This is a genomic window from Aeromonas sp. A04 (genome assembly GCF_047780465.1).
GTDB lineage: Bacteria > Pseudomonadota > Gammaproteobacteria > Enterobacterales > Aeromonadaceae > Aeromonas > Aeromonas bestiarum.
In genome coordinates this window covers 1-18,577 of the sequence record NZ_JBLNHP010000008.1, presented here as the reverse complement: position 1 = coordinate 18,577, position 18,577 = coordinate 1, and the positions used below count along the sequence as shown (strand labels likewise).

32 protein-coding genes are annotated in these 18,577 nt (G+C 54.9%); 30 read left to right on the top strand and 2 right to left on the bottom strand.

Annotated elements, in window-relative coordinates:
- Positions 1–296: 296 nt before the first annotated feature.
- Positions 297–770 carry a transcription elongation factor GreB gene (gene greB / locus ACM3N8_RS18950; protein ID WP_043136397.1) on the bottom strand — a complete coding sequence of 158 codons (474 nt, stop codon included), beginning with the start codon at positions 768–770 and terminating at the stop codon, positions 297–299.
- 223 nt (positions 771–993) lie between these two features.
- Here greB and ompR point away from each other — a divergent pair, with 223 nt between their 5' ends.
- Entirely contained in the window at positions 994–1,713 is a 720-nt protein-coding gene (gene ompR, locus ACM3N8_RS18945) for a two-component system response regulator OmpR (RefSeq protein WP_005319762.1), read from the top strand.
- On the top strand, positions 1,710–3,020 hold the full coding sequence (gene envZ, locus ACM3N8_RS18940) for a two-component system sensor histidine kinase EnvZ (RefSeq protein ID WP_172955230.1): 1,311 nt from the start codon (positions 1,710–1,712) through the stop codon (positions 3,018–3,020). Before ompR ends, envZ begins: the two co-directional genes overlap by 4 nt.
- Positions 3,021–3,057: 37 nt before the next feature.
- Here the strand turns inward: envZ and ACM3N8_RS18935 are convergent, their stop codons facing one another.
- Entirely contained in the window at positions 3,058–3,972 is a 915-nt protein-coding gene (locus ACM3N8_RS18935; RefSeq protein ID WP_043136391.1) for a DMT family transporter, read from the bottom strand.
- A 356-nt stretch (positions 3,973–4,328) separates the two neighbouring features.
- Here ACM3N8_RS18935 and rpsJ point away from each other — a divergent pair, with 356 nt between their 5' ends.
- The 28 genes from rpsJ to rplQ all read left to right on the top strand — a co-directional run bounded on the left by rpsJ (position 4,329) and on the right by rplQ (position 17,949).
- The gene (rpsJ, locus tag ACM3N8_RS18930) at positions 4,329–4,640 is read left to right on the top strand and encodes a 30S ribosomal protein S10 (RefSeq protein ID WP_005307944.1); all 312 of its coding nucleotides are present in this window, start codon (positions 4,329–4,331) and stop codon (positions 4,638–4,640) included.
- Between the two features lie 22 nt (positions 4,641–4,662).
- On the top strand, positions 4,663–5,295 hold the full coding sequence (gene rplC, locus ACM3N8_RS18925) for a 50S ribosomal protein L3 (protein WP_005319753.1): 633 nt from the start codon (positions 4,663–4,665) through the stop codon (positions 5,293–5,295).
- 17 nt (positions 5,296–5,312) lie between these two features.
- A complete protein-coding gene (rplD, locus tag ACM3N8_RS18920) occupies positions 5,313–5,918 on the top strand; it encodes a 50S ribosomal protein L4 (RefSeq protein WP_005340616.1) in 606 nt (201 codons plus the stop codon).
- Positions 5,915–6,217, top strand: coding sequence for a 50S ribosomal protein L23 (gene rplW / locus ACM3N8_RS18915; protein ID WP_042019359.1), 303 nt, complete (start codon positions 5,915–5,917; stop codon positions 6,215–6,217). The genes rplD and rplW overlap by 4 nt, the downstream gene beginning before the upstream one ends.
- 15 nt (positions 6,218–6,232) lie before the next feature.
- A complete protein-coding gene (gene rplB / locus ACM3N8_RS18910) occupies positions 6,233–7,054 on the top strand; it encodes a 50S ribosomal protein L2 (RefSeq protein ID WP_005319743.1) in 822 nt (273 codons plus the stop codon).
- A gap of 22 nt (positions 7,055–7,076) precedes the next feature.
- Positions 7,077–7,355 (top strand): 30S ribosomal protein S19, encoded by a 279-nt coding sequence (gene rpsS / locus ACM3N8_RS18905; RefSeq protein ID WP_005307960.1) that lies wholly within the window; start codon positions 7,077–7,079, stop codon positions 7,353–7,355.
- A gap of 10 nt (positions 7,356–7,365) precedes the next feature.
- Positions 7,366–7,710 carry a 50S ribosomal protein L22 gene (gene rplV / locus ACM3N8_RS18900; protein WP_033130007.1) on the top strand — a complete coding sequence of 115 codons (345 nt, stop codon included), beginning with the start codon at positions 7,366–7,368 and terminating at the stop codon, positions 7,708–7,710.
- A gap of 3 nt (positions 7,711–7,713) precedes the next feature.
- Positions 7,714–8,427 carry a 30S ribosomal protein S3 gene (gene rpsC / locus ACM3N8_RS18895; protein ID WP_033130008.1) on the top strand — a complete coding sequence of 238 codons (714 nt, stop codon included), beginning with the start codon at positions 7,714–7,716 and terminating at the stop codon, positions 8,425–8,427.
- A 12-nt stretch (positions 8,428–8,439) separates the two neighbouring features.
- On the top strand, positions 8,440–8,853 hold the full coding sequence (rplP, locus tag ACM3N8_RS18890; protein WP_005340612.1) for a 50S ribosomal protein L16: 414 nt from the start codon (positions 8,440–8,442) through the stop codon (positions 8,851–8,853).
- Complete coding sequence (rpmC, locus tag ACM3N8_RS18885; RefSeq protein ID WP_005319733.1) at positions 8,853–9,044, top strand: 50S ribosomal protein L29; 192 nt, start codon at positions 8,853–8,855, stop codon at positions 9,042–9,044. The genes rplP and rpmC overlap by 1 nt, the downstream gene beginning before the upstream one ends.
- Positions 9,044–9,292 (top strand): 30S ribosomal protein S17, encoded by a 249-nt coding sequence (gene rpsQ, locus ACM3N8_RS18880; RefSeq protein ID WP_005319730.1) that lies wholly within the window; start codon positions 9,044–9,046, stop codon positions 9,290–9,292. Before rpmC ends, rpsQ begins: the two co-directional genes overlap by 1 nt.
- Before the next feature lie 147 nt (positions 9,293–9,439).
- Positions 9,440–9,808 carry a 50S ribosomal protein L14 gene (gene rplN, locus ACM3N8_RS18875; protein ID WP_005307975.1) on the top strand — a complete coding sequence of 123 codons (369 nt, stop codon included), beginning with the start codon at positions 9,440–9,442 and terminating at the stop codon, positions 9,806–9,808.
- An 11-nt stretch (positions 9,809–9,819) separates the two neighbouring features.
- Positions 9,820–10,137, top strand: a complete 318-nt coding sequence (gene rplX / locus ACM3N8_RS18870) for a 50S ribosomal protein L24 (protein ID WP_042033862.1) — start codon at positions 9,820–9,822, stop codon at positions 10,135–10,137.
- Between the two features lie 13 nt (positions 10,138–10,150).
- Positions 10,151–10,690, top strand: coding sequence for a 50S ribosomal protein L5 (gene rplE, locus ACM3N8_RS18865; protein ID WP_005319725.1), 540 nt, complete (start codon positions 10,151–10,153; stop codon positions 10,688–10,690).
- Positions 10,691–10,700: 10 nt separating this feature from the next.
- Positions 10,701–11,006, top strand: a complete 306-nt coding sequence (rpsN, locus tag ACM3N8_RS18860) for a 30S ribosomal protein S14 (protein WP_005319722.1) — start codon at positions 10,701–10,703, stop codon at positions 11,004–11,006.
- 19 nt (positions 11,007–11,025) lie between these two features.
- Positions 11,026–11,418 carry a 30S ribosomal protein S8 gene (gene rpsH / locus ACM3N8_RS18855; RefSeq protein WP_005307980.1) on the top strand — a complete coding sequence of 131 codons (393 nt, stop codon included), beginning with the start codon at positions 11,026–11,028 and terminating at the stop codon, positions 11,416–11,418.
- A 13-nt stretch (positions 11,419–11,431) separates the two neighbouring features.
- On the top strand, positions 11,432–11,965 hold the full coding sequence (rplF, locus tag ACM3N8_RS18850) for a 50S ribosomal protein L6 (RefSeq protein ID WP_005319720.1): 534 nt from the start codon (positions 11,432–11,434) through the stop codon (positions 11,963–11,965).
- Between the two features lie 9 nt (positions 11,966–11,974).
- Positions 11,975–12,328 carry a 50S ribosomal protein L18 gene (gene rplR, locus ACM3N8_RS18845; RefSeq protein WP_005319717.1) on the top strand — a complete coding sequence of 118 codons (354 nt, stop codon included), beginning with the start codon at positions 11,975–11,977 and terminating at the stop codon, positions 12,326–12,328.
- 14 nt (positions 12,329–12,342) lie between these two features.
- On the top strand, positions 12,343–12,843 hold the full coding sequence (gene rpsE / locus ACM3N8_RS18840; protein ID WP_042010196.1) for a 30S ribosomal protein S5: 501 nt from the start codon (positions 12,343–12,345) through the stop codon (positions 12,841–12,843).
- 6 nt (positions 12,844–12,849) lie between these two features.
- On the top strand, positions 12,850–13,029 hold the full coding sequence (rpmD, locus tag ACM3N8_RS18835) for a 50S ribosomal protein L30 (RefSeq protein ID WP_005307985.1): 180 nt from the start codon (positions 12,850–12,852) through the stop codon (positions 13,027–13,029).
- Positions 13,030–13,031: 2 nt separating this feature from the next.
- Positions 13,032–13,469, top strand: coding sequence for a 50S ribosomal protein L15 (gene rplO / locus ACM3N8_RS18830; RefSeq protein WP_005319708.1), 438 nt, complete (start codon positions 13,032–13,034; stop codon positions 13,467–13,469).
- Between the two features lie 8 nt (positions 13,470–13,477).
- Positions 13,478–14,806, top strand: coding sequence for a preprotein translocase subunit SecY (gene secY / locus ACM3N8_RS18825; protein ID WP_010672567.1), 1,329 nt, complete (start codon positions 13,478–13,480; stop codon positions 14,804–14,806).
- A gap of 27 nt (positions 14,807–14,833) precedes the next feature.
- Entirely contained in the window at positions 14,834–14,947 is a 114-nt protein-coding gene (rpmJ, locus tag ACM3N8_RS18820; protein ID WP_005319705.1) for a 50S ribosomal protein L36, read from the top strand.
- Between the two features lie 139 nt (positions 14,948–15,086).
- A complete protein-coding gene (gene rpsM, locus ACM3N8_RS18815; RefSeq protein ID WP_005307991.1) occupies positions 15,087–15,443 on the top strand; it encodes a 30S ribosomal protein S13 in 357 nt (118 codons plus the stop codon).
- A gap of 14 nt (positions 15,444–15,457) precedes the next feature.
- On the top strand, positions 15,458–15,847 hold the full coding sequence (rpsK, locus tag ACM3N8_RS18810; protein WP_005319702.1) for a 30S ribosomal protein S11: 390 nt from the start codon (positions 15,458–15,460) through the stop codon (positions 15,845–15,847).
- A gap of 39 nt (positions 15,848–15,886) precedes the next feature.
- Positions 15,887–16,507, top strand: a complete 621-nt coding sequence (gene rpsD, locus ACM3N8_RS18805) for a 30S ribosomal protein S4 (protein WP_005340600.1) — start codon at positions 15,887–15,889, stop codon at positions 16,505–16,507.
- 25 nt (positions 16,508–16,532) lie between these two features.
- Complete coding sequence (locus ACM3N8_RS18800) at positions 16,533–17,522, top strand: DNA-directed RNA polymerase subunit alpha (protein ID WP_005307997.1); 990 nt, start codon at positions 16,533–16,535, stop codon at positions 17,520–17,522.
- Between the two features lie 43 nt (positions 17,523–17,565).
- Positions 17,566–17,949, top strand: a complete 384-nt coding sequence (rplQ, locus tag ACM3N8_RS18795) for a 50S ribosomal protein L17 (protein WP_005307999.1) — start codon at positions 17,566–17,568, stop codon at positions 17,947–17,949.
- Positions 17,950–18,577 lie beyond the last annotated feature (628 nt).

The following is an 18,577-nucleotide window of genomic DNA, read 5'->3' as shown; positions in this document are numbered from 1 at the left end:
TGTGCTGCGGCCGGGTATGCCGCTCGGCAGCTCGCCGTCTCTCTGCACCATGAGGGGGGACCGCATGGTGTGCATTGAGCGTTGCCGGGGCTGGCCCGCACCCAAGGCGCCAAATGTGAGCACTATATGGGGTCGGGCGGCGCTATGCCACCCTGCTGAAATGACATGCATGGCTGTCGGGCCGAATGGCGGGAGAGGGGCTGGCCGCCCAGATACTTGTCATGGGGGCTCTTTGCTTGGACGGGCAGGGCATCAGCCCTTACCCATGGCGGGGAGGCGAACGCTTCCCGCTACCGTCACTTCGGATAACTGATCTCGTTGACATACCAACAGACGTCACCGACTGGCGTAGGCACTATGGCCTCATCCCCGACCTCCTTCTTGAGCAGGGCGCGGGCCATGGGGGAGTCGATGGAGATGTAATCCTTGCGACCGAAGATCTCGTCATAACCGACGATGCGAAAACGCTTGGTCTCGCCCTCGTCGTTCTCCACCTCGACCCAGGCGCCGAAGAACACCTTTCCCTCCTGGGCGGGGGCATAATCGACGATCCCCAGCTCCTCGAGGCATTTGCGCAGGTAGCGCACCCGCCTGTCGATCTCCCGCAACCGCTTCTTGTTGTACTGGTAGTCGGCATTCTCGCTGCGATCGCCCAGGCTGGCGGCCCAGGCCACCTTGCGGGTGGTCTCGGGGCGTTCTTCACGCCACAGGAAATCGAGCTCTTCTTTCAGCTTGTTGTAGCCTTCGCGGGTGATCAGCTTGGTCTTCATGGATTTCAAGTACCTGCGTCAATGTGGGCTGATGGGCCTCTGGTGGCTCGGCCGATCTTATCCGCTGTCGCCTCGCTGTCGAGCAAAACCTGCGTCGTCATGGGAGAGGGCGTGGGCCGGGGGGCGCAAGGCGGCCATGGGCAATAACCAGTAACATATTTATGCTTTGCCGTTGGGGGCCCGGGCTCTAGTATTGGCAGCATATCGAGAGGAGAGGCAAGCAATGAGTCAGCAATACAAGGTTCTGGTGGTCGACGATGATTTGAAATTGCGTTCCCTGCTGGAGCGCTATCTGACCGAACAGGGATTCGTGGTTCGTGGCGTCGCCAATGGTGAACAGGCGGATCGCCTGCTGACTCGTGAAAATTTCAGCCTGATGGTGCTGGACTTGATGCTGCCGGGGGAGGACGGCCTCTCCATCTGTCGCCGCCTGCGCGAGGCCGGCAACCAGATCCCGGTGCTGATGCTCACCGCCAAGGGCGATGAGGTGGATCGCATCGTCGGGCTCGAGATGGGGGCCGACGATTATCTGCCCAAGCCGTTCAACCCGCGCGAACTGCTGGCGCGGATCCGCGCCGTGCTGCGCCGTCATACCGTCGAACTGCCCGGGGCTCCCTCGACCGCCGAGAAGATGGTGACCTTCGGCAGCTATCAGCTCAACCTGGCGACCCGTGAACTCAGCCGTGATGGCGAGCCGGTAGCCCTGACCAGCGGCGAATTTGCCGTGCTCAAGGTGCTGGTCAGCCATCCCCGCGAGCCCCTCTCCCGCGACAAGCTGATGAACCTGGCCAGAGGGCGCGAGTACACGGCGACCGAGCGCAGCATAGACGTGCAGGTTTCCCGCCTGCGCCGCCTGCTGGAGCAGGACCCGGCCCAGCCGCGTTACCTGCAGACCGTCTGGGGCCTGGGTTATGTGTTCGTGCCGGACGGTGATGGCGAATGAAGAAAGTGAGCAGCATGTTTTCCCGCATGCTCTGGTTTCTGGCCGCCGTCCTGGTGGTCTATCAGTTTGTCTCCTATGCCACCTTCTACAACTATCTGCTGGCGCCGACCGTCAAGCAGATCAGCCACCTGCTGGCCAATCAGGTCAAACTCATCTTTCCGGTCGAAAGCAACCAGCTGGCGCTGAGCGAGGATGCCGAGGCGCTGGTCTATGTGGCGACCGGCAGCGACATCTATACCCAGACAGAGGCGGAGCAGCACGGGCTCAATGACTCCAAGCCCTACACCTATCTGGAAGAGAGCATCAGCCGCGAGCTGGGGGGCAAGACCAAGGTGCGGGTCGAGATCCAGGATCACTACATCATCTGGATCCAGCCGCCCCAGGCCAATCAGGTGTGGGTTCGCATCCCGCTGACCGAGATCGAGGATGACGACATAGAGCCGCTGATCCTCTACATGAGCGTGCTGCTGGTGGTGACCCTGTTCGCGGCCTGGCGGTTTGCCCGCCAGCTGGTGCGTCCGCTGGAGGATCTGGAGGCCGGTGCCGTGGCCGTGGCCCGCGGCAACTTCCCCGACGCGCTGGGAGAGCAGGGCTCGCGGGAGGTACGCCGGTTGACCCGCACCTTCAACCACATGTCGAGCTCGATCAAGGGGCTGATCGAGGAGCGCAACCTGATGATGGCCGGGGTCTCCCACGATCTGCGTACCCCCTTGACCCGCATCCGGCTGGCGACCGAGATGATGTCGTCCGGGGATGAGTATCTCAAGGAGAGCATCAACGCGGACATTGACGAGTCCAACGGCATCATCGATCAGTTCATCGACTACATCCGGCCGGACGAGGGGCTGGATACCCAGCAAATCGACCTGACCCAGCTGATCCACGACGTGCTGCTGGTGCAGACCGATCAGGGGCTGGAGGTGGATCTCGAATTGCCGGAAGAGGCGGTGCGGGTGGCCTGCAATCCCATCAGCATCCGGCGCATCCTCAACAACCTGTCGGGCAACTCGTTGCGCTATGGCGCGAGCCGCCTGCATGCAGAGCTGAAGGATGATGGCCACTGGGTGCGGCTGCGGCTGTCAGACAACGGCCCCGGCATCCCGGAGCAGGATTATTACCGGGTGCTCAAGCCCTTTACCCAGGGCAACGAGGCCCGCACTGGCAGCGGCAGCGGCCTGGGGCTGGCCATAGTCGCCAAGATTGTCTCCCAGCACCATGGCACCATACGGCTGGGGAGCTCGGAACTGGGGGGCTTGCTGGTGGAGATCCGGCTACCCAAGAACCAGCCACTGGAGTGGATGGATTGAGAGAAGGGCGTATCCGCGGATACGCCCTTCTGCATTGTCAGGCTTGCGGCTCGGCGCTCTTGCGGTAGCGCTTGCCGTATTTGAGCTGCTGGATCAGCAGGGCGGCCACGATCAGCCCGAGCCCTATGGGGGTAGCCGGGTGTATGGCTTCGCCGATCAGCAGGTTGAGCAGTACCAGGGAGGCAAACGGCGAGATGAAGATGAGGTTGCTGATGGGGGCCGTGTTGGTGGCGTGGCGCAGGGCCATCAGCCAGAGCACGAAGCCGAAACCCATCTCGAACAGGCCCACATAGATGGCGCCGGCCCAGCCCTGCCAGGCGGTCATGGCAAAATCGGAGAGCAGCCAGGTCGCCGCGACGATGAAAGGCAGGCTGATGATGAAGCCGAGCAGCAGGCTGACGATGGGGTCTCCCTGATTGCGGGTGTTGAGGATCCAGTAACTGGCCCAGATAAGGGTCGATACCAGCGCCAGGGTCACCCCGAGCGGGCTGTCAAACTGCAGGCCGAATACATCCCCCTTGGTGGCGATCACCAGGGCCCCAAAGTAGCCCAGTACTATGGCGACGCCGTCGCGGCGGCGCAGCTTCTGGCCGAGAAAGGGAACGGCCAGCAGGCTGAGGGTGATGGCCCAGGTGTAGTTGAGGGTCTGCGCCTGTTGCGCGGGCAGCAGGTCATAGGCCTTGAACAGCAGCAGGTAATAGAGGAAGGGATTCAATACCCCCAGCGCCAGGTAATAGAGGGGGCGGGCCTTGAGGTAACTCAGCAGCAGTGCCAGCTTGCCCTGTTTGGCAACGATAGCGCCGAGAGTCAGGGTCGAGGTGAAGGCGGCCACAAGCAGCAGCTGCACAGGCTCGAAGTAGGCGAGGGAAATCTTGAAGGCGGTGGCGACCGTCGACCAGAGCGCAACGGCGCAGAGTCCATACTGATAGGCTTTCTTTTGATCTTTGAGCATAGAATGTCGTTCCACTGACGGAGGCAGGTGCACAGTCTACCAGCCTGTTTGTAACATTGTCGTCACCCCCGGTTGGCGGGGAATGGCGTCACCGCCGGCGAGATCCATCTGTCACATAAAACTGCGCACAATCTGTTCGCTCTCCCTTGCGCAAATTTGAAAAATCCGTATAATCCCCTCCGCTTACCCATGAGGTAAGCCAGACGATATGTCTGCTGCTGAGTTGTTCGTTTACGGACAGCCAGCCATACAGTCCTCCCGATATGGGGGGAAACGTGAAAAATCACACCTCTGGCGGGATCACTCCCGGTCGGGCGGTGTTGGTTTATGTTCTTTTATCTATTGGAGCTCTGTCAATGCAGAACCAAAGAATCCGTATTCGCCTGAAGGCTTTTGATCATCGCCTGATTGATCAATCCACAGCGGAAATCGTTGAAACTGCAAAGCGCACCGGCGCGCAGGTTCGCGGTCCTATCCCGCTGCCGACTCGCAAAGAGCGCTTCACCGTCCTGATCTCCCCGCACGTCAACAAAGATGCGCGTGATCAGTACGAGATCCGCACTCACAAGCGTCTGGTAGACATCGTTGAACCGACTGACAAGACCGTTGACGCTCTGATGCGTCTGGATCTGGCAGCTGGTGTAGACGTCCAGATCAGCCTGGGTTAATTACGGAAAGAGGTTGATAACAATGACAATCGGTCTTGTAGGTCGCAAAGTGGGTATGACTCGCATCTTCACTGAAGATGGCGTTTCTATCCCGGTGACTGTTATCGAAGTTGAAGCTAACCGTGTAACTCAGGTCAAATCTGTAGAAACCGACGGCTACAACGCTATTCAGGTTACCACTGGCGCCAAAAAAGCCAGCCGTGTGACCAAGCCGGAAGCTGGCCACTTCGCCAAAGCTGGTGTAGAAGCCGGCCGCGGTCTGTGGGAATTCCGCTTGAACAACGGTGAAACTTTCACTGTTGGTAGCGAGCTGAAAGTAGATCTTCTCGCTGACGTTAAGATGGTAGACGTTACCGGCACATCCAAAGGTAAAGGTTTTGCGGGCACTGTAAAGCGCCACAACTTCCGTACCCAGGATATGACCCACGGTAACTCCTTGTCTCACCGCGCTCCGGGTTCTATCGGTCAGAACCAGACTCCGGGTCGTGTATTCAAGGGCAAAAAGATGGCTGGTCACATGGGTGCTGAGCGTGTAACGACTCAGAACCTGGAACTGGTTCGTGTTGACGCTGAACGTAACCTGCTGCTCATCAAAGGTGCAGTCCCAGGTGCAACCAACGGCAACGTGATCGTCAAACCTGCCGTCAAAGCGTAACGTCTGAGGAGATAGTAATGGAATTGGTAATGAAAGACGCCAAGAGCGCTCTTGAAGTTTCCGAGACTACCTTCGGGCGCGAATTCAACGAAGCTCTGGTTCACCAGGTCGTCGTTGCATATGCCGCAGGTGCCCGTCAGGGTACTCGCGCGCAGCTGACTCGCTCTGAAGTGTCTGGTGGCGGCAAAAAGCCGTGGCGTCAGAAGGGTACTGGTCGTGCCCGTGCTGGCTCCATCCGTTCGCCCATTTGGCGTTCCGGTGGTGTGACTTTTGCTGCTAAGCCGCAAGATCACAGCCAAAAAGTAAACAAGAAGATGTACCGCGGCGCTATCCGTAGCATCCTGTCCGAGCTGGTACGTCAAGAGCGCCTGATCGTTGTCGAGAAATTCGGCATCGAAGCGCCGAAGACCAAAGAACTGATCGCCAAGCTGAAAGAGATGGAACTGACTGACGTTCTGATCGTGACAGCTGAAGTCGATGAGAACCTGTTCCTGGCTGCTCGCAACCTGTACAAAGTTGACGTGCGTGACGTTGCCGGTATCGACCCGGTCAGCCTGATCGCTTTCGACAAGGTTCTGATGACTGCTGATGCAGTTAAGCAAATCGAGGAGATGCTGGCATGATCCGCGAAGAGCGTCTGTTGAAAGTTCTGAAGGCTCCGCATATCTCTGAAAAGAGCACCATGGTCGCCGAGAAGCAGAACACTATCGTGTTCAAAATTGCTGTCGACGCCACCAAGGCGGAAGTCAAAGCTGCAGTTGCGAAACTGTTCGAGGTCGAAGTTGAGACCGTCCGTACCCTGAACATGAAGGGTAAAACCAAGCGCGCAGGTGCACGCGTAGGCCGTCGTTCCGATTGGAAAAAGGCTTATGTGACCCTGAAAGCTGGTCAGGACATCGACTTCATGGGCGCAGCCGAGTAAGAGGAGTTCTGAAAAATGGCAATCGTTAAGTGCAAGCCTACTTCTCCGGGCCGCCGCCACGTCGTTAAGATCGTCAATCAAGAGCTGTACAAGGGTAAGCCCTTTGCCGCTCTGCTGGACAGCAAGAGCAAGTCCGGTGGTCGTAACAACAACGGTCGTATCACTACCCGTCATATCGGTGGTGGTCACAAGCAGCATTACCGTATCGTCGACTTCAAGCGCGACAAAGACGGTATCCCGGCCAAAGTAGAGCGCCTGGAATACGATCCTAACCGTACCGCTAACATCGCTCTGGTGTTGTATGCAGACGGTGAGCGTCGTTACATCCTGGCTCCGAAAGGCCTGAAAGCTGGTGACGCTATCGCTTCTGGTGCTGATGCCGCCATCAAGGTAGGTAACACCCTGCCGATGCGCAACATCCCGGTCGGTTCGACTGTTCACGCCGTTGAGATGAAACCTGGTAAAGGTGCCCAGCTGGCTCGTTCCGCTGGTACTTTCATCCAGATCCTGGCTCGTGAAGGTAACTATGTAACTCTGCGTCTGCGTTCCGGCGAAGTACGTAAAGTTCTGGCCGAGTGCCGCGCCACCATAGGTGAAGTCGGTAACTCCGAGCACATGTTGCGTCAACTGGGTAAAGCCGGTGCCAACCGCTGGCGTGGTATTCGTCCGACCGTTCGCGGTATGGCGATGAACCCGGTCGACCACCCGCACGGTGGTGGTGAGGGTCGTAACAAGGGCATGCAGCCTGTGTCCCCATGGGGCCAGAAGGCTAAAGGCTTCAAGACCCGTAAGAACAAGCGTACCGACAAGTACATCGTACGTCGTCGTAACAAGTAATTGTTAACATAGAGGAATCACCATGCCACGTTCTCTCAAGAAGGGTCCATTTATTGACCTGCACTTGCTGAAGAAGGTAGAGAAAGCGGTGGAAAGCGGGGATAAAAAGCCGGTTAAGACCTGGTCCCGTCGTTCAATGATCATCCCGAACATGATCGGTTTGACCATCGCTGTCCATAATGGTCGTCAGCACGTTCCGGTTTTCGTTACCGAAGAAATGATCGGTCACAAACTGGGTGAATTCGCACCGACTCGTACTTATCGCGGCCATGCTGCTGATAAGAAGGCTAAGAAGCGCTAAGGGATAAATGATGGAAGCTATCGCTAAACACCGTTATGCCCGTACTTCTGCCCAGAAAGCTCGTCTGGTAGCCGATCAAGTACGTGGTCTGTCCGTAGACAAGGCTCTGAATCTCCTGACCTTCAGCCCGAAAAAGGCTGCTGTGCTGGTTAAGAAAGTGCTGGAATCTGCCATTGCAAACGCTGAGCACAACGAAGGCGCCGACATCGACGCCCTGCGTGTTGCTACTATCATGGTCGACGAAGGTCCCTCCATGAAGCGCATCCGTCCGCGTGCCAAAGGTCGTGCGGATCGTATCCTCAAGCGTACCGCTCACATCACTGTAGTGGTATCCGACGCTAAGGCTGGGAGATAAGCAATGGGTCAGAAAGTACATCCTAATGGCATTCGCCTGGGTATTACCAAGCCTTGGAATTCTACCTGGTTCGCGAACACCAAAGACTTCGCTGACAACCTGTACAGCGATTTTCAAGTACGCCAGTTCCTGACCAAGGAGCTGAAAAACGCTTCCTTGTCCAAGATCACCATCGAGCGTCCGGCCAAGAGCATCCGTGTGACCATTCACACCGCTCGTCCGGGTGTCGTGATCGGCAAGAAAGGCGAAGACGTTGAGAAACTGCGCAAAGCCGTCGCCGTAATTGCTGGCGTGCCTGCTCAGATCAACATTTCCGAAGTCCGCAAGCCGGAGCTGGATGGCAAACTCGTTGCCGACAGCATCACTTCCCAGCTGGAACGTCGCGTTATGTTCCGTCGTGCTATGAAGCGCGCCGTACAAAACGCCATGCGCCTGGGTGCCAAGGGCATCAAAGTGGAAGTGTCCGGTCGTCTGGGCGGCGCTGAAATCGCGCGTACCGAATGGTACCGTGAAGGTCGTGTGCCTTTGCACACCCTGCGTGCCGACATCGACTACGCAACTTCTGAAGCCCACACCACTTACGGTGTGATCGGCGTCAAAGTTTGGATCTTCAAGGGCGAAGTTCTGGGCGGTCTGGCTGCAGTCAATGCTGCCGCTGCTCAAGAGCAAGCTCCTGCAAAGCCCAAGCGTGACAACAAGCGCCGCGCTGCTAAGTAAGGAGATCGGTAAATGTTGCAACCTAAGCGTACTAAATTCCGCAAGACCCATAAGGGTCGTAACCGCGGTCTGGCCACCTCTGGTAACGAAGTATCCTTCGGTACCTTTGGCCTGAAGGCGACATCTCGTGGCCAACTGACTGCTCGTCAAATCGAAGCAGCCCGTCGTGCCATGACCCGTCACGTTAAGCGTCAAGGTAAGATCTGGATCCGTGTATTCCCGGACAAGCCCATCACCGAAAAGCCCCTCGAAGTTCGTATGGGTAAAGGTAAGGGTAACGTGGAATATTGGGTTTGCCCGATCCAGCCTGGCAAGGTTCTGTACGAGATGGACGGTGTACCTGAGGCTCTGGCGCGTGAAGCGTTTGCCCTGGCCGCAGCTAAGCTGTCTGTTCAGACCACTTTCGTAATTAAGACGGTGATGTGATGAAAGCCCAAGATCTGCGTCAAAAGAGCGTCGATGAACTGAACCAGGAGCTGCTGGGCCTGCTGCGTGAGCAATTCAACATGCGCATGCAAGCGTCCACCGGCCAGCTGGCTCAGACTCACACTCTGAAACAAGTGCGTCGTGACGTCGCACGTATCAAGACTGTACTGACTGAGAAGGCAGGTGCGTAATGACTGACAAGATCCGTACTCTGCAAGGTCGTGTAATTAGCGACAAGATGGAGAAATCCATCACTGTTGCTATCGAGCGCAAGGTAAAGCACCCGATCTACGGTAAGATCATCAAGCGCACTACCAAGCTGCACGTACATGATGAGAACAACGAGTGTAAAGCTGGCGATCTCGTGGAAATCCGCGAGTGCCGCCCGCTGTCCAAGACCAAGTCCTGGACCCTGGTTGCGATCTTAGAAAAGGCCTAATCGGTACTTTTTAGCCCAAACGGCCCCTTAGCGGGGCCGTTTGTTTTTTAGGCTACCTTTTCTAAAAATCCTGTGTTATAGTTTCGCGCCTTTTGAAGGCAGCCAGATCCCGAGAGGGATAAGAAGTAAACAAAGCGGAGCACTAAAATGATCCAGATGCAAAGTATGCTGGGCGTAGCCGACAACTCCGGCGCTCGCAGTGTAATGTGTATTAAGGTTCTGGGTGGCTCGCACCGCCGTTACGCCGGCATCGGCGACATCATCAAAGTTTCCATTAAGGAAGCCATTCCTCGCGGTAAAGTGAAGAAAGGTGATGTGTATAACGCGGTGGTCGTACGCACCCGTAAAGGCGTTCGTCGTCCGGACGGCTCAGTCATCCGTTTCGACAACAATGCGGCTGTGTTGCTTAACAACAACCAACAGCCAATCGGTACTCGTATTTTTGGCCCGGTGACCCGTGAACTCCGTAATGAGAAGTTCATGAAGATTGTGTCCCTGGCACCCGAAGTACTGTAAGGAGTCGAACGATGGCAGCTAAAATCCGTCGCGAAGACGAAGTGATTGTTCTTACCGGCAAAGACAAGGGCAAGCGTGGCAAAGTCACTCAAGTCCTGGTAAGCGAAGGTAAGGTATACGTTGAAGGCATCAACCTGGTGAAGAAACACCAAAAGCCGGTACCCGCACTGGGTCAGGCTGGCGGTATCATCAGCAAAGAAGCCCCAATGGACGTTTCTAACGTAGCGCTGTTCAACTCTGCCGCTGGCAAGGCTGATCGCGTTGGTTTCCGGATTGAAGACGGCAAAAAAGTTCGTTTCTTCAAATCCACCGGCGAACTTGTGAAGTAATTGGAGTTTAACGATGGCGAAACTGCATGATTACTACAAATCCGATGTAGTAAATGAACTGGCCAAACAGTTCGGTTACAAGACTATCATGCAAGTCCCTCGGATCGAGAAAATCACCCTGAACATGGGTGTTGGTGAAGCTATCTCTGACAAAAAGCTGTTGGAAAATGCCGCTGCCGATATGGCTGCCATTTCCGGTCAGAAGCCGCTGATCACCAAAGCTCGCAAATCTGTTGCGGGCTTCAAGATTCGTGAAGGCTACCCGATAGGTTGTAAAGTAACCCTGCGTGGCGAGCGTATGTGGGAGTTCCTGGAACGGCTGATTTGCATCTCCGTACCGCGTATCCGTGACTTCCGTGGCCTGAACGCTAAAGCGTTCGACGGTCGTGGTAACTACTCCATGGGCGTGCGTGAGCAAATCATCTTCCCGGAAATCGACTATGACAAAGTCGATCGCGTTCGTGGTCTGGATATCACCATCACCACTTCCGCGAATACCGATGAAGAAGGCCGTGCTCTGCTGGCTGCCTTTAACTTCCCATTCCGCAAGTAAGGTTAGGGTTATGGCTAAAACATCCATGAAAGCACGTGAAGCAAAGCGTGCGAAGCTGGTAGCCAAGTTCGCGACCAAGCGAACCGAGCTGAAAGCTATCATCGTTGATATGAACGCTTCTGAAGAAGCGCGTTGGGATGCTGTCTTGCAACTGCAACAGCTGCCCCGTGATTCCAGTCCGTCCCGCCAGCGTAACCGTTGCAATATTACTGGTCGTCCGCACGGTTTCCTGCGCAAGTTTGGCCTGTCCCGCATCAAGGTGCGTGAGCATGCCATGAAGGGCGAAATTCCAGGCCTCAAAAAGGCCTCTTGGTAAGAATCTCGGGAGTTAGACTATGAGCATGCAAGATCCGATCGCGGATATGCTGACCCGCATCCGTAACGGTCAGGCGGCGAGCAAAGTTGCGGTTTCCATGCCTTCTTCCAAGCTGAAAGTGGCAATTGCCAAAGTGCTGAAAGAAGAAGGTTACATCGCTGGCTACTCCGTAGCGGGTGATGTGAAGCCTGAACTGGAAATTGAACTGAAATATTTCCAGGGCAAGCCGGTTGTAGAACTGATCCAACGCGTGAGCCGTCCCGGCCTGCGTATTTACAAGCGCACTACTGATCTGCCGAAAGTTATGGGCGGTCTCGGTGTTGCTATCGTGTCCACGTCTAAAGGTGTGATGACCGACCGTGCTGCCCGCAAGGCAAGCATGGGCGGTGAGATCATCTGCTACGTCGCTTAATAGGAGGTCGGAAATGTCTCGCGTTGCTAAGGCACCCGTCACTATTCCTGCTGGCGTAGAGGTGACTCTGAACGGTCAGGAACTGTCCATCAAAGGTGGTAAAGGTTCTCTGGTTCGTTCCATCCACGCCGGTGTAGAAGTGACCAAAGAAGACAATGTACTGAAGTTCGCCCCGCGCGACGGCATCGCTGGTGCTGACGCTCAGGCCGGTACTGCACGTGCATTGGCTAACAACATGGTAATCGGTGTTACCCAAGGCTTCGAGCGTAAGCTGCAGCTGGTTGGTGTAGGTTACAAAGCCTCCATCAAGGGCAATGCTGTCGCGCTGGCCCTGGGCTTCTCTCACCCGGTAGAGCATGCGCTGCCGGCTGGTGTCACCGCTGAATGCCCGACCGCTACAGAGATCGTTCTGCGTGGTGTGGACAAGCAGCTGGTTGGCCAAGTCGCCGCCGATATCCGTTCTTACCGCGCTCCGGAGCCCTACAAGGGCAAGGGTGTACGCTATGCCAACGAGCAAGTGCGTACTAAAGAAGCTAAGAAGAAGTAAGGTAACACTATGGACAAGAAAGCAGCTCGTCTCCGTCGTGCTACTCGTGCTCGGAAGAAGATGCAGGAACTGGGAGCTACCCGTCTGGTTGTTCACCGTACCCCGCGTCATATCTACGCGCAGGTTATCGCAGCCAACGGTTCCGAAGTTCTGGCCTCTGCTTCTACAGTAGAGAAAGCCATCAGTGAAGCGCTTAAATACTCCGGTAATGCTGATGCAGCTACCGCAGTAGGTAAAGCAATCGCTGAGCGTGCTATTGCCAAAGGCGTTCAGAACGTATCTTTCGATCGTTCCGGTTTCAAGTATCACGGTCGTGTAGCCGCTCTGGCTACCGCTGCTCGTGACGCTGGTCTTCAGTTCTAAGCTAGGAGTCGAAGATGGCTAAAGTCGAATCTCAAGCCGGCGAACTGCAAGAAAAGCTGATTGCAGTAAACCGTGTTTCGAAAACTGTTAAAGGTGGTCGTATCATGTCCTTCACCGCGTTGACCGTGGTGGGTGATGGTAACGGCCGTGTAGGTTACGGTTACGGTAAGGCCCGTGAAGTTCCGGCCGCTATTCAAAAAGCGATGGAACAGGCTAAACGTAACCTGAGCAAGGTAGAACTGAACAATGGCACTCTGCACCACCCGGTGCGCGGTGTTCACTCCGGTTCCACCGTGTTCATGAAGCCGGCCTCACAAGGTACTGGTATCATTGCAGGCGGCGCCATGCGTGCTGTTCTGGAAGTTGCTGGTATCCACAACGTGCTGGCCAAGACCTACGGTTCCACCAACCCAATCAACGTTGTTCGCGCAACTGTCGACGCTCTGGTACAGGGTCAATCCCCGGCCCAGATCGCTGCCAAGCGTGGTCTGCGCGTTGAAGAAATTCTGGGGTAATGCGACATGGCTAACACTGTAAAAGTAACTCAAACTCGCAGCTCTATCGGCCGTCTGCCAAAGCACAAGGCGACTCTGCGTGGTCTGGGTCTGCGTCGCATTGGTCACACCGTTGAGCTGGAAGATACTCCCTGCGTACGCGGTATGATCAACCAGGTTTATTACATGGTTAAGGTGGAGGGCTAAGCATGCGTCTGAATACTCTGTCTCCGGCCGCTGGTTCCAAGCCTGAAAAACAACGTCGTGGTCGTGGTATCGGCTCCGGCCTGGGCAAGACTGGTGGTCGTGGTGTGAAAGGTCAAACCTCTCGTTCCGGTGGCGGTAAAGTCCGCGCTGGTTTCGAAGGCGGCCAGATGCCTTTGAAAATCCGTCTGCCGAAGTTCGGTTTCTTCTCTCGCAAATCTTTGGTTTCTGCCGAAGTGCGTCTGAACGAAATCGCCATGGTAGAAGGTGATGTGGTCGATCTGAGCACTCTGAAGCAAGCCGGTGTTGTTACTAAGAACATCGTTTTCGCTAAAGTTGTTCTGTCTGGCAACATTGACCGTGCTGTGACCGTTCGTGGTGTGTCCGTCACCAAAGGTGCACGTGCAGCCATCGAGGCCGCTGGCGGTAAAATCGAGGAATAATCAGTACAATGGCTAAGAAACCAGGATTGGATGTTAAAGCACAGGGTGGTCTGAGTGAACTGAAGAGCCGTCTGCTCTTCGTTCTCGGGGCGATTATCGTTTTCCGTGCAGGCTCTTATGTGCCGATTCCTGGTATTGACGCCGCCGTACTGGCCGAGTTGTTCCAACAACAGAAGGGCACCATCATTGAGATGTTCAACATGTTCAGTGGTGGTGCACTCTCGCGTGCTTCTATTCTTGCGCTGGGGATCATGCCGTACATTTCGGCGTCGATCATTATCCAGCTGCTGACTGTGGTTCACCCCGCTCTTGCTGAACTCAAGAAAGAAGGTGAATCCGGCCGTCGCAAGATTAGCCAATATACCCGTTGGGGCACGCTGGTTTTGGGAACTTTCCAGGCCATTGGTATTGCAACCGGTCTGCCGAATATGATGCAGGGACTCGTGACTCATCCGGGTTTGGGCTTCTATTTCACGGCCGTTGTGAGTCTGGTCACCGGTACCATGTTTTTGATGTGGTTGGGTGAGCAGATTACCGAGCGTGGGATCGGTAATGGTATCTCGTTGATTATTTTCACGGGTATCGTTGCTGGTTTGCCGCATGCCATTGGTGCTACGGCCGAACAGGCACGTCAAGGGGAATTGCACATCCTGCTGTTGTTGTTGCTGGGCTTGATTGTTTTCGCAGTGACTTACTTTGTGGTGTTCGTGGAACGTGGTCAGCGTCGTATCGTCGTTAACTACGCCAAGCGTCAACAAGGCCGCCAGGTATTCGCCGCGCAAAGCACACACCTGCCGTTGAAAGTGAATATGGCCGGTGTGATTCCTGCGATTTTCGCATCCAGCATCATCCTCTTCCCAGGGACCATTACCTCTTGGTTTGGTCAGGGCGAGGGCAAGATCGCTGATATCCTGCAACAGGTCTCTATGGTCCTGCAGCCGGGTCAGCCCTTGTATGAGATGTTGTATGCAGCAGCCATTATCTTCTTCTGTTTCTTCTATACCGCGCTGGTGTTCAACCCCCGCGAGACAGCAGACAACCTGAAGAAGAGTGGAGCCTTTATCCCGGGGATCCGCCCGGGCGAGCAGACAGCACGTTACATCGATAAGGTTATGACTCGCCTGACATTGGCAGGTGCACTCTATATAACCTTTATCTGTCTGGTACCCCAGTTCTTGATGACTGCTTGGAACGTACAGTTCTACTTCGGTGGCACTTCGCTGCTGATTATCGTGGTAGTTATCATGGACTTCATGGCTCAGGTACAAACCCATATGATGTCTCATCAATATGGCGACGTCCTGAGGAAGGCCAACCTGAAGGGCTACGGCCGCTAAAGGTCGGCGTAGTTACGGAGTTAAGCAATGAAAGTTCGTGCTTCCGTTAAGGCAATCTGCCGTAACTGCAAAATCATCAAGCGTCACGGTGTGGTGCGTGTGATTTGCAGCGAGCCAAAGCATAAACAGCGCCAAGGCTAATTTTTTACGGTTAGTACTTGCAACAAATAGTTGTGCTGGCTAATATAGCCAGCCAACTTTTGTTGTGTATTGGTTGACCGCCACGTATCCGCTCACGGGCTTTGTGGTGGTCGTTATCTACGCTACGTAGGAGTGAACAGTGGCCCGTATCGCTGGCATTAACATTCCTGACCATAAGCATGCAGTCATTGCGTTGACTGCGATTTATGGCGTCGGTCGTACCCGCTCCAAGGCCATCTGTGCCGCAGCCGGTATTGCTGAGAATGTGAAAATTAAAGACTTGGACGAAGCTCAGATCGAAAGTCTGCGCGAGCAAGTAGGTAAATTCACCGTTGAAGGTGACTTGCGTCGTCAGATTTCCATGAACATCAAACGCTTGATGGATCTGGGTTGCTACCGTGGTTTGCGTCACCGTCGTAGCCTGCCTGTTCGTGGTCAACGTACCAAGACCAACGCTCGTACCCGTAAGGGTCCGCGCAAGGCTATCAAGAAGTAACGGGAAGGTAGAAAATGGCTAAAACTCCGACTCGTGCTCGCAAGCGCGTTAAAAAGCAAGTGAGCGACGGTATTGCGCACGTTCATGCATCTTTCAACAACACAATCGTGACCATTACTGACCGTCAGGGCAATGCTCTGTCATGGGCTACCTCCGGTGGTTCAGGTTTCCGTGGTTCCCGTAAGTCCACTCCGTTTGCTGCCCAGGTAGCTGCTGAGCGTGCTGGTGAGATCGCCAAAGAATACGGCGTGAAGAACCTGGAAGTCATGGTCAAAGGTCCGGGTCCCGGTCGTGAGTCTTCCATCCGCGCTCTGAACGCGGCTGGTTTCCGCATCACTAATATTACTGATGTGACTCCGATCCCGCACAACGGTTGTCGTCCTCCCAAGAAGCGCCGCGTATAACGCTGTAGCTACTTGGTCTAGGATTGTTGGAGAAAGAAGATGGCAAGATATATCGGTCCTAAGCTTAAGCTTAGCCGTCGTGAGGGCACCGACCTCTTCCTGAAGTCTGGTGTTCGTGCGATTGATTCTAAGTGCAAGATTGACACCGCCCCTGGTCAGCACGGTGCGCGTAAAGCGCGTCTGTCCGACTACGGTGTTCAGCTGCGCGAGAAACAAAAAGTTCGTCGTATCTACGGCGTATTGGAAAAACAGTTCCGCAACTACTACCGCGACGCTGCCCGTCAAAAGGGTAACACCGGTGAAAACCTGTTGCAGCTGCTGGAAGGTCGTTTGGACAACGTTGTTTACCGTATGGGCTTCGGCGCTACCCGTGCTGAATCTCGTCAGCTGGTGAGCCACAAAGCCATCATGGTAAACGGTCGCGTTGTGAACATTCCTTCTTTCCAGGTTTCCCCTGAGGACGTGATCTGCGTTCGTGAGAAGGCTAAGAAGCAAGCGCGTATCAAAGCTTCCCTGGAAGTTGCTGGTCAGCGTGAGAAGCCGACTTGGGTAGAGGTTGATGCCGCTAAAATGGAAGGTGCTTTCAAGCGTCTGCCAGAGCGTTCCGACCTGTCTGCCGACATTAACGAACAGCTGATCGTCGAGCTTTACTCCAAGTAAAGCTAGCTTCTAAAGAGAGGACACAATGCTGGGTTCTGTAACAGATTTTCTTAAACCGCGGCTAGTTGACATCGAGCAAGTTAGCCCGACTCATGCGAAAGTGACTCTTGAGCCACTCGAGCGTGGCTTTGGTCACACGCTGGGTAACGCCCTGCGTCGTATTTTGCTGTCATCTATGCCCGGTTGTGCAGTTACTGAAGTCGAAATTGACGGGGTACTGCATGAGTACAGCAGCAAAGAAGGTGTACAGGAAGACATTCTTGAAATCCTGCTCAACCTGAAAGGTATCGCTGTAAAGCTGGAAGGCAAGGACGAGGTAACTCTGTCCCTGACCAAGTCTGGAACAGGCCCCGTTACCGCTGGTGATATCACTCACGGTGATGAAGTCGAGATCGTAAACCCGGAGCACGTAATCTGCCACCTGACTGGTGCCAATGCTGAAATCAGCATGCGCCTGAAAGTTCAGCGCGGTCGTGGTTATGTGCCTGCTTCTGCTCGTGTTCACAACGATGATGAAGAGCGTCCGATTGGTCGCCTGCTGCTGGACTCCGCGTTCAGCCCCATCGTTCGTATTGCCTACAATGTTGAGGCAGCACGTGTGGAACAGCGTACCGACTTGGACAAGCTGGTCATCGACATGGAGACCAATGGTACTCTGGATCCTGAAGAAGCCATCCGTCGTTCAGCCACTATTCTGGCCGAACAACTGGAAGCCTTCGTGGATCTGCGCGATGTCAGCGTGCCCGAGAAGAAAGAAGAGAAACCCGAGTTTGATCCGATTCTGCTGCGTCCTGTCGATGATTTGGAGCTGACAGTTCGTTCTGCGAACTGTCTGAAGGCAGAAGCTATCCACTATATTGGTGATCTGGTACAGCGTACCGAAGTTGAGTTGCTTAAGACTCCTAACCTCGGTAAGAAGTCCCTGACTGAGATCAAGGACGTGTTGGCCTCCCGTGGTCTGTCTCTTGGCATGCGCCTCGAGAATTGGCCGCCCGCCAGCATCGCTGACGAGTAATCCAGATTACGGGTTTCACAGATTTAGTTAGAAGGATAAGGTCATGCGCCATCGTTTGAGTGGTCGTCAACTGAACCGGAACAGCAGCCATCGTCAGGCTATGTTCCGCAACATGGCCAGCTCCCTGGTTCGTCATGAGATCATCAAGACGACTCTGCCTAAGGCAAAAGAGCTGCGTCGTGTCGTTGAACCGCTGATCACCCTTGCCAAGACTGATAGCGTTGCTAATCGTCGCCTGGCATTTGCCCGTACTCGCGATAACGCGATCGTGGCTAAGCTGTTCAATGAACTGGGCCCGCGCTACCTGGAGCGCGCCGGCGGTTATACTCGCATTCTGAAATGCGGTTTCCGTGCAGGCGACAACGCCCCTATGGCTTATATTGAGCTGGTAGACCGCCCGGCCGCTGCTGAAGCAGCTGCTGAGTGATAAAGAAAAAGCCGGGCTTGTCCCGGCTTTTCTTTTAATGGATTCTGATACTGCCTCAACTGCCTCAACTGCCTCAACTGCCTCAACTGCCTCAACTGCCTCAACTGCCTCAACTGCCTCAACTGCTTCAACTGCCACAACTGCCTCAACTGCCTCAACTGCCTCAACTGCCTCAACTGCCTCAACTGCCTCAACTGCCTCAACTGCCTCAACTGCCTTCTTATATAAGCTATTCGCCTATATGCATCGTTATGATGCTTCTCATACCTGGCATCAGGGTGTCGTGTCGAGGCGGATGGCTTGTGTGTGAGATGTGCTGCGCTGTAAAGCAGAGAAAAATAGGCGTTTTTAACCCTCCCAATGCCGGTTTCTGTGGATAAGTTTGTACAAAAGCTGTGGTTGGTTATGAATAACTAAATAAGTGCCGATTTTTGCAGTTTTATTGCATTGCGACCCTTGCCAACGCGATCAATCTCTCTATAATGCGCCACATCGACAGGGCAAGCGGCAACGCAAACAAGCCGGTCGGTGCCTCGAAAAGCCTTTAAAAATAAGGCTTGACTCGAGAAGGCGGTTGAGTAGAATTCCACTCCCGCAGCAACACACTGTTGCGTCGCTCTTTAACAAT